Consider the following 9,144-nt stretch of genomic DNA (forward strand, 5'->3'; position numbering starts at 1 on the left):
CCCGAAATCGGGTGCGGCGGTATCCTGCCCGGCTTCGATGATGCCACGACGGATCGCGCGGGTACGGGTGAAGTAATCGAACAGATGTTCCCCGTCGCCCTGACGGATGGCGCGCTGCAAAGCGAAGAGTTCTTCGGTAAACCGTCCGAGAATTTCCAAGGTCGCCTCCTTGTTGGTCAGGAAAACATCCCGCCACATGGTTGGATCGCTGGCGGCGATGCGGGTGAAATCCCTGAAGCCGGCCGCGGAATATTTCACGACTTCACTGTCGGTCACGCGGCGCAGATCGTCGGCCACGCCGACCATCGTATAGGCGATGAGATGCGGCGCATGACTGGTGACAGCCAATACCAGATCGTGATGCTCTGCGTCCATCTCCTCAACATTGGCACCGATGCCTTCCCACAGACGGCGCAGGCGGGCGACCGCTTCCGGGTCCGTTCCTTCGACGGGCACGAGCAGGCACCAGCGGTTGTCGAAGAGTTCCGCAAATCCGCTTCGGGGGCCGGAATGTTCCGTGCCTGCAAGGGGATGGCCGGGAATGAAGTGGACGCCTTCGGGCAGATGGGGAGCGACTTGTGCTATGACATCCGCCTTGACGGAACCGACATCCGTCACCGTTACACCCGGCGACAGCATCGGCGCGATTTCGCCGGCCACTGCCCCCATGACGCCCACGGGAACGCAGAGCACGACCAGATCGGCGCCCTCGACCGCTTCGGCCAAGGTATCGCAGACCCGGTCGCAGAGGCCGATCTCTCGCGCGGTGGCGCGGGTCTCCGCGCTGCGGGCGTAGCCCGTCACCTCGCCTGCGAGGTTACCGCGCTTCATCGCCCAGTACATCGACGAGGCGATGAGCCCCAGGCCGATGAGTGCGACCCTGTCATAAACCTGGCTCATGCGCCCGCCTCCCGCCAGCGGGTCAATGCGTCGATCACCCGACCGGTCTGCTCCGCGTTGCCCACTGTGATCCGCAACCCCTCGGGAAAGCCGTAGCCCCCCACCGCGCGGACAAGGATGCCTTCACCCTGCAATGCGGTATCGGCAGCCTCCGCCTCCGCCGCATCGGCGAAGCGCGCGAGGACGAAGTTCGTCCGGCTTTCGTCACAGGCGATGCCCAGCCGATGGAGCGCGGATGTCAGTCGCGCCCGCTGTTCACGGTTCAGCGCGGCGCAGTCGCGGCACCACCGGGGATCGCGGAGAGCGGCCTCAGCCGCGGACATCTGCAGTTCTGACAGGTTGAAGGGCTGGCGCAGGCGGGTCAGCACCTCGATGATGTCGTGGCAGGCGTAGCCCCACCCGATGCGCAGGCCGCCGAGGCCGTATATCTTGGAAAACGTCCGCGTCATCAGGACGTTAGGCCGCTCGGTGGCCAGTGCCGCGCCCCCGTCGTAGCCTTCCGCATATTCCGCATAGGCAGCGTCGATTACGAGGATCACCCGCTCTGGCAGGCTGTCGGCGAGCCTTTGCAGGTCTGCATCGGGCAGCAGCGTGCCGGTAGGATTGCCGGGGTTGGTCAGCAGCACGATGCGGGTGCGCTCCGTCACCGCGTCAAGGATGGCGTCAATGTCCACCACCCTGTCCGCCTCGGGCACCACCACGGGGGTAGCGCCGGCCATGTGGGTCAGGACCGGGTACATGGAAAAGCCGTGCGCGGTATGGATGATCTCGTCCCCCGGGCCGGCGTAGGCCTGGGTTACGAACTGCAGTACCTCGTCAGAGCCCACGCCGCAGATGATGCGATCGGGATCAAGGCCATGAACCTCGCCGATGGCGTGGCGGAGGGCGGCGTGATCGGTGGACGGGTAGAGATGCACCTGCCCGGCGGCCTCAACGATGGCCTGTCGTGCCGCGCGCGGCACGCCAAGCGGGTTCTCATTCGAGGACAGCTTCAGGACTTCGTCGCGCCCCGCGATCTTCGACTTGCCGCCCTGATAGAGGGCGATCTGCATGATGCCGGGTTGCGGCCTGTGTAGCGTCATGGGCGATGTTCCTTTGCAGGAGCTGTTTAGAGCGCCGCAGGGGGCAAGTGAAGATGCGGTGTGACGCCGCAGCGGGCCATGCCCGGCGGCGTCACCGCAATCAGAAGTCCGTATCCACGGCCCGCCGCCCCCGTGTGCCGCGAACCATGGCCCTGCACTAGCTCGCCAGCACGTTGCGGAAGAGCCAGGGATCGCTTTCGTCGATATCCTCGGGGAAAAGCTCCCAGCGGTTCTGCAGAGGCGTCCAATCGGTGTAATGCGCCTCCACCGGGCCGAGGTAGGGCCGCTGCACGTCGAGGCAGCGCGCGTGATCCATCTCATCCGTCTCGACGATACCGGCCTGTGGGTTCTCCAGCGCCCAGACCATCCCGGCCAACACCGCCGAGCTGACCTGCAGCCCGGTCGCGTTCTGATAGGGGGCAAGCTCGATCGCCTCTGCGTTGGACAGGCGAGAGCCGTACCAGAGCGCGTTCTTTTCGTGCCCGCAGAGCAGCACACCCAATTCGTCGATGCCTTCGGAAATCTCATCGGGTTCCATGATGTGATGCTTGGTCTGGGTCACGCCGGAGCCGAACATCTCATGCAGGGAAAGCACCGCGTCATCCGATGGATGATAGGCATAGTGACAGGTCGGGCGATAGTCGGGCGCGCCGGGATCGCCCAGCGTGTAATAGTCGCTGATCGATACCGCCTCGTTATGCGTCACGAGAAAGCCGAACTGCGGCCCCGGCGTGGGGCACCAGGTGTGGACCCGCGTGATCGCACCGGGCCGTTCCAGCCAGATCGCCGCCTGACAGCCCGTATCGTAAGAGTGACCGTTTTCGGGGAACCATGTTTCGTGCGTGCCCCAGCCCAGTTCGGCAGGCTGGAACCCTTCGGAAATGAAGCCTTCGACCGACCAGGTATTGACGAAGGTGCCGCGCGGGCGCGGGATGCGGCGCGCCTGCGTGTCGCGCTCCGCGATATGCACGCCCTTGACGCCGAGCGACTGCATCAGCTTTCCCCAGCCTTCGCGGTTCTCGGGCGCGGCGGTTTCCTTGCCGGTATCGCGGGCGAGGGTCAGCAGCGCTTCCTTGACGAACCATGACACCATCCCGGGGTTCGCCCCGCAGCAGGAGACCGCCGTCGTCCCGCCGGGGTTCGCGGCCTTTTCGTCGCGGACCTTCTGACGCAAGGCGTAATTCGTACGCTCGGCGTTATTCTCCGTCTCGAAGTAGAACCCGTCCCACGGCTCCACCACCGTATCGATATAGAGAACACCCATCTCGCGGCAGAGCTTCATGATATCGAGCGAAGAGGTATCGACGCTGAGGTTTACGCAGAAGCCTTTCCCGTCAGGAAAGAGGCCCCGCAGAACGTCGCGATAATTGTCGCGCGTGATGGCGATCTGCTCGTGGCGGATCTTGCGCTGGCTCAGGAAGGTATGCACCGAGGCGTCGGGCTCCACAACCACCAGCTTGTCGGCATCATACTCAAAGTGGCGTTCGATCAGCGGCAGCGTGCCCTTTCCGATGGAACCGAAGCCGATGATGACGATGGGGCCGTCGATACGACCGTAAACGGGATAGTTGGACATGGCGCTCTCCGCTGGATTTTGCGGGGGCATAAGGGATTCGGACCGGTATTGGAATAACCAAGGCCCCGGAACGCGAAGGGCCGCCCCATGGGCGGCCCTTGCAGAAACGGATGGATAAGGCGCGGCCGCAGCCGCTGCCCGTATCAGTTCTTGGCGTAGAATTCGACGACGAGGTTCGGTTCCATGACCACCGGGTAGGGAACGTCGCCCAGGGCCGGGGTGCGCACGAATGTGGCTGTCATCTTGGAATGGTCGGCTTCGATGTAATCGGGCACGTCACGCTCGGGCAGCTGGGTGGCTTCGAGAAGTGCTACCATCTGCTTGGACCGGTCGCGGACCTCGATCACGTCGCCTTCCTTCACGCGGTAGGAGGGGATGTTCACCTTCTTGCCGTTCACACGGACATGGCCGTGGTTCACGAACTGGCGCGCGGCAAAGACGGTGGAGACGAACTTCGCGCGGTAGACCACGGCGTCAAGGCGGCGCTCCAGCAGGCCGATCAGGTTTTCACCGGTATCGCCCTTCACACGCTCGGCTTCGCCATAGATGCGGCGGAATTGCTTTTCGGTCAGGTCGCCGTAGTAGCCCTTGAGCTTCTGCTTGGCGCGCAGCTGGATGCCGAAATCGGAAATCTTCGCCTTGCGGCGCTGGCCGTGCTGGCCGGGGCCGTATTCGCGGCGGTTCACCGGAGATTTCGGACGGCCCCAGATGTTTTCGCCCATGCGGCGATCGAGTTTGTGCTTGGCAGACGTGCGTTTTGTCACGGCTGATCTCCTTTACTGTTATAAAGGGCGTTGTCCTCTGGGCGAACCCCGACAGGCATCCCCTTGCGGGGGCCACCAACACCAACGAAGCCGCGCTTATACGCGGGACCGGGGCGGTGTCAACACTGTGACAACCTACGATGCAAAGCATTCGACAATATGAAGGGTATGACGGCAAATGACGCAAACGGATTATAGGGACATTTCCCAGCAGTATGCTCAAGGTGCAATCAAAGCGATTATTTTGGTAAACGGTGGAGCCGCCGTCGCTGTCTTAAGCCAAGTTAGCCCTACACATTCGGACTTTTCGACTAAATCAGTCGGCTACGCTTTGGTAGCATTTGTTTTTGGGGTTGCGATCGGTTGTACTTGCTGGCTCGTAGGATTTCTCTCGACCCGTTATGTCGATCGAACGCTACGGGGAGACGAGCCCAATTATGATAAAGCAAATTTTTGGATGCACGTAGGAGAGCTGCTTATCATATCTGGGGTCGCTGCATTTCTAACGGGAACCTTGATCTTGGCCTGCAATTTGCTTTCGCTCGAATTGTAGACTCCCTCATTGACCCAAACATAGAGCTGACATCACATTGAAGCTCTAGCCCCTCTTGCCTGCCTCTCCCATGCACGCCACCGGCCCGTGACGGTGACAGGTCACCACATGGTCGTTCACCAGCCCGCAGGCCTCCATCCAGGCATAGACGATGGTGGGACCACAGAACCGGAACCCGGCTTTCTTCAGATCCCGCGATACCTGTTCGGACAGCGGAGTCGACGGCGGCACCTCGGCCTGCGTGCAATAGCGCGGTTGCAGCGGCTCCCCATCGACATAGCGCCACATGAAAGTGTCGAACCCCTCGCCTGCCTCGATCCGCTGCCAGGCGCGGGCGTTGCCGATCGCGGCCTCGATCTTGCCGCGATGGCGGACGATGCCGGGGTCCGCCAGCAGGCGCTGGACGTCAGGCTCCCCCCATTCGGCGATACGGTGGGGATCGAACCCTTCGAAGGCGCGGCGGAAGTTTTCACGCTTCTTCAGGATCGTGATCCAGCTCAGCCCGGCCTGAAAGCCATCCAGTATCAGCTTTTCCCAAAGCGCGCGGCTGTCCCATTCCGGCACGCCCCATTCAGTGTCGTGATACTCCAGATAGATCGGGTCCGGCCCGGCCCAGTCGCATCGATGCATGTCGCCACCCTTTCCGAACCGTCCCGCGTTAAACTCGTGTTGAGACTCATGCCCCACATTCGCGCATGAAACCAGCGAAAGGAGGCGGCGATGCAGGAAGGGAAGGCAGACATTCATGACATCCCGGCCGAGTTTCGGACCCCGCTTGACTATGCCGTGACCCGGCAGGCGGATGACATCTCCGCCACCGTCAAAGCCGCCTTGCGCCATGACGAAACGATGCTGGCGTTCCAGCCGGTCTATCCGGTTTCGGGTGGGGAAACGCCCGTCCTCTACGAAGGATTGAGCCGCATCCTCGACCCTGCGGGGCGCGAAATCGTGGCGCGTGAATACATCTCTCTGCTGAGCCGCACCACCACCGAGCGAGAAATCGACGTGGCCAGCCTGCGGATCGGGCTGAAGGCGCTGCGCCTCGTGCCCAAGCTGCATCTGTCGATAAACATGTCCGCCCGCTCCATCGGTTATGGCCGCTGGGCGAATATGCTGATGCATGAACTGAAGGCGACCCCCGGCCTGGGCCGCCGGCTTGTGCTGGAGCTGGGGGAGACTTCGGTGACGGAATTGCCCGAACTGGTGAGCGATCTGATGCGGGCGGCACGGCCCTTTGGCGTGCGCTTCGCGCTGGATGACTTCGGCGCGGGCCCCATGGCGCTGCGGCGGTTGCGCGATTTCACCTTCGACATCTTCAAGATCGACGGCCAGTTCGTCCGGGGCCTTGCCACGCGGGAGGAGAACCGCAGGCTTGTCCGCTCTCTCATCTCCATCGCGGAGGAATTCGGCGGCACGACGATCGCCCAATCGGTCGAAAACCATCAGGATGCGAAGCTGCTGCGCAAGATGGGCGTCCCCTATGCGCAGGGCTACTATTATTGCGCGCCGACGCTCTTTCCCGAATGGCTGCCCGCGTCGATCAATCAGGCGGGTCAACGTCGGCGCTAGCGTCGCAACGGAACGCCGCCTGCTTCCTTTTGGCCTTGTTGCCGCGATGCAGCAGATGCGGTATGTCCAGAGCAGAAGGTGGGGGAGTCGGAGCCGGTCGCAGGGAGTGGCCGGAACGTGAAGTCCTCTGCCATAGGTAGAGGAAAATCACCCATGACCAATGTCGTCATCGCATCCGCCGCCCGCACGCCCGTGGGCAGTTTCGGCGGTTCCTTTTCAACCGTCCCGGCCCATGACCTTGGCACCGCAGTGCTCAAGGAGCTGGTGGCACGCGCAGGCGTGGACGCGTCGGAAGTTTCCGAAACCATCCTCGGGCAGGTGCTGACGGCGGCGCAGGGCCAGAACCCCGCGCGGCAGGCGCATATCAACGCAGGCTTCCCGAAAGAAGCCGCCGCGTGGTCGATCAATCAGGTTTGCGGCTCCGGCCTGCGGGCGGTGGCACTGGCCGCGCAGCACATTCAGTTGGGTGACGCGAATATCATCGCCGCGGGTGGTCAGGAAAACATGACCCTGGCCCCCCATGCGCAGAACCTGCGCGCGGGCCAGAAGATGGGCGACATGCAGCTTATCGATACGATGATCAAGGACGGCCTGTGGGACGCCTTCAATGGCTACCACATGGGCCAGACCGCCGAGAACGTCGCCGAGAAGTGGCAGATCAGCCGCGACCAGCAGGACGAATTCGCCGTAAGCTCGCAGAACAAGGCTGAAGCCGCCCAGAAGGCCGGCAAGTTCCAGGATGAGATCGTCGCCTACACCGTCAAGACCCGGAAAGGCGACGTCGTCGTCGATCAGGACGAATACATCCGGCACGGCGCAACCATGGAAGCGATGCAGAAACTGCGCCCCGCCTTTACCAAGGACGGCTCCGTCACCGCGGCGAACGCATCGGGCCTGAATGACGGTGCTGCAGGTGCGCTGCTGATGTCGGCGGAAGAAGCCGAAAAGCGCGGGATCGAGCCGTTGGCACGGATTGCATCCTATGCAACCGCCGGTCTCGATCCGTCCATCATGGGCGTGGGCCCGATCTATGCTTCGCGCAAGGCGCTTGAAAAAGCCGGCTGGAAGGCCGAGGATCTGGACCTTGTCGAAGCCAACGAAGCCTTCGCCGCGCAGGCCTGTGCGGTGAACAAGGACATGGGCTGGGACCCGGCAATCGTGAACGTGAACGGCGGTGCCATCGCCATCGGTCACCCCATCGGTGCATCGGGCGCGCGCATTCTCAACACCCTGCTCTTTGAAATGAAGCGCCGTGACGCGAAGAAAGGGCTCGCGACGCTGTGTATCGGCGGCGGTATGGGTGTTGCCATGTGCATCGAGCGCCCCTAAAAACAATTGGGCGCGCAATATAATTGCGCGCCCAATTGACGGGTCGAAATAACATTACCTTGAGGGAGGATAAACCATGTCGCGTATCGCTTTGGTCACAGGGGGCAGCCGGGGCATCGGTGCCGCCATTTCGCGGGAACTGAAAGAGGCGGGATATACCGTTGCGGCCACCTATGCCGGCAACGACGACGCCGCCGCCAAATTCACGGATGAAACCGGCATCAAGACCTACAAGTGGAACGTGGCCGACTACGACGATTCCAAGGCCGGAATTGAAAAGGTCGAATCCGAACTCGGCCCGATCGAGATTGTCGTGGCGAACGCCGGCATCACCCGTGATGCGCCGTTCCACAAGATGACGCCCGAGCAGTGGAAAGAGGTGATCGACACCAACCTGACCGGCGTCTTCAACACGATCCACCCGGTCTGGCCCGGCATGCGGGAACGCAAGTTCGGCCGGATCGTCGTTATCTCTTCGATCAACGGGCAAAAGGGTCAGTTCGCGCAAGTGAACTACGCCGCGACCAAGGCGGGCGATCTGGGCATCGTGAAATCGCTCGCACAGGAAGGTGCGCGGGCGAATATCACCGCGAACGCGATCTGCCCCGGCTACATCGGAACCGATATGGTCATGGCGGTGCCTGAAAAGGTACGTGAATCGATCATCGCGCAGATCCCGGCAGGTCGGCTTGGCGAACCGGAGGAAATCGCGCGGGCCGTGAAATTCCTCGTGGCGGATGAGGCTGGCTTCATCAACGGCTCCACCATTTCGGCCAACGGGGCGCAGTTCTTCGTCTGAATGCACGGAACATTCAAACGCAAAGGCCGGACCATTTGGTCCGGCCTTTCGCTTTTGTGGCCTGCCTTATCGGGCGGTACGATGAAACACCCGATTCCAGAAGGTGGCGATGGCCTGCGCGCGGGCCGCATGTGCCTTTTCGAAGGCGTTGCGCGCGTCGGTGTTTGTTGTCGCTTCGATCATGGTTTCTACCTTTCGCATTGGTACATCTTGTCTGTGAGACATATGCGCCCTGAGGGGCCAGCCTACAAACGAGACTTTTCAGGCGTTCAGAAAAGATATACTTAACTGATATGTCCGATCGGCTGCCCCCTCTTACTGCCTTGCGCGCCTTCGACGCGGCGGCGCGCCATATGTCCTTTGCCAAGGCGGCGGATGAGCTGAACGTGACGCCCGCCGCGCTCAGCTTTCAGATCAAGTCGCTCGAAGAGCATCTGGGCGCGCCCCTGTTTCGCAGGCTCAACCGCGCCGTGGCCCTGACGGACGCGGGGCGGACGCTGGCACCGGGGACAGAGGACGGTTTTCGCATCCTGTCGGAAGCATGGCGCGCCACCCGGCGGTTGCAGGATGAC

General features: G+C 62.3%; 9 protein-coding genes. 4 read left to right on the plus strand and 5 right to left on the minus strand.

All coding sequences use genetic code 11. The features are described from left to right. From A3764_RS10145 to A3764_RS10165, 5 genes are all read right to left on the minus strand, one after another. Positions 1-900: prephenate/arogenate dehydrogenase family protein (locus tag A3764_RS10145; protein ID WP_067951556.1), on the minus strand; the 900-nt coding region annotated here is incomplete at its 3' end. Continuing rightward, a complete protein-coding gene (gene hisC, locus A3764_RS10150) occupies positions 897-1,982 on the minus strand; it encodes a histidinol-phosphate transaminase (RefSeq protein ID WP_067923295.1) in 1,086 nt (361 codons plus the stop codon). The genes A3764_RS10145 and hisC, both read right to left, overlap by 4 nt. Before the next feature lie 157 nt (positions 1,983-2,139). Beyond that, positions 2,140-3,558, minus strand: coding sequence for a homospermidine synthase (locus A3764_RS10155; RefSeq protein WP_067923298.1), 1,419 nt, complete (start codon positions 3,556-3,558; stop codon positions 2,140-2,142). Between the two features lie 143 nt (positions 3,559-3,701). Continuing rightward, entirely contained in the window at positions 3,702-4,322 is a 621-nt protein-coding gene (gene rpsD / locus A3764_RS10160; RefSeq protein WP_067923301.1) for a 30S ribosomal protein S4, read from the minus strand. 598 nt (positions 4,323-4,920) lie between these two features. After that, positions 4,921-5,505, minus strand: a complete 585-nt coding sequence (locus A3764_RS10165; RefSeq protein ID WP_067923304.1) for a DNA-3-methyladenine glycosylase I — start codon at positions 5,503-5,505, stop codon at positions 4,921-4,923. 90 nt (positions 5,506-5,595) lie between these two features. On the opposite strand from A3764_RS10165, the gene A3764_RS10170 reads away from it, so the two are divergent. From A3764_RS10170 to A3764_RS10185, 4 genes are all read left to right on the plus strand, one after another. Further along, positions 5,596-6,444, plus strand: a complete 849-nt coding sequence (locus A3764_RS10170) for an EAL domain-containing protein (protein ID WP_067951557.1) — start codon at positions 5,596-5,598, stop codon at positions 6,442-6,444. A gap of 153 nt (positions 6,445-6,597) precedes the next feature. Next, positions 6,598-7,773: an acetyl-CoA C-acetyltransferase gene (locus tag A3764_RS10175; protein ID WP_067928160.1), complete on the plus strand. Its 1,176-nt coding sequence runs from the start codon at positions 6,598-6,600 to the stop codon at positions 7,771-7,773. Positions 7,774-7,849: 76 nt separating this feature from the next. Beyond that, entirely contained in the window at positions 7,850-8,572 is a 723-nt protein-coding gene (gene phbB / locus A3764_RS10180) for an acetoacetyl-CoA reductase (RefSeq protein ID WP_067928157.1), read from the plus strand. Between the two features lie 293 nt (positions 8,573-8,865). Then, positions 8,866-9,144, plus strand: a 279-nt coding sequence (locus A3764_RS10185) for a LysR family transcriptional regulator (RefSeq protein ID WP_150122136.1), incomplete at its 3' end; no start/stop codon positions are given.

The organism is Sulfitobacter sp. HI0129 (assembly GCF_001635395.1).
In the GTDB taxonomy this organism is placed as follows: Bacteria; Pseudomonadota; Alphaproteobacteria; order Rhodobacterales; family Rhodobacteraceae; genus Sulfitobacter.

Bases quoted from the DNA above. Each gene is read 5' to 3' on its own strand.
- hisC (WP_067923295.1), bottom strand. From the start codon at position 1,982: ATGACGCTACACAGGCCGCAACCCGGCATCATGCAGATCGCCCTCTAT.
- A3764_RS10155 (WP_067923298.1), bottom strand. From the start codon at position 3,558: ATGTCCAACTATCCCGTTTACGGTCGTATCGACGGCCCCATCGTCATC.
- A3764_RS10165 (WP_067923304.1), bottom strand. From the start codon at position 5,505: ATGCATCGATGCGACTGGGCCGGGCCGGACCCGATCTATCTGGAGTAT.
- A3764_RS10170 (WP_067951557.1), top strand. From the start codon at position 5,596: ATGCAGGAAGGGAAGGCAGACATTCATGACATCCCGGCCGAGTTTCGG.
- A3764_RS10175 (WP_067928160.1), top strand. From the start codon at position 6,598: ATGACCAATGTCGTCATCGCATCCGCCGCCCGCACGCCCGTGGGCAGT.
- phbB (WP_067928157.1), top strand. From the start codon at position 7,850: ATGTCGCGTATCGCTTTGGTCACAGGGGGCAGCCGGGGCATCGGTGCC.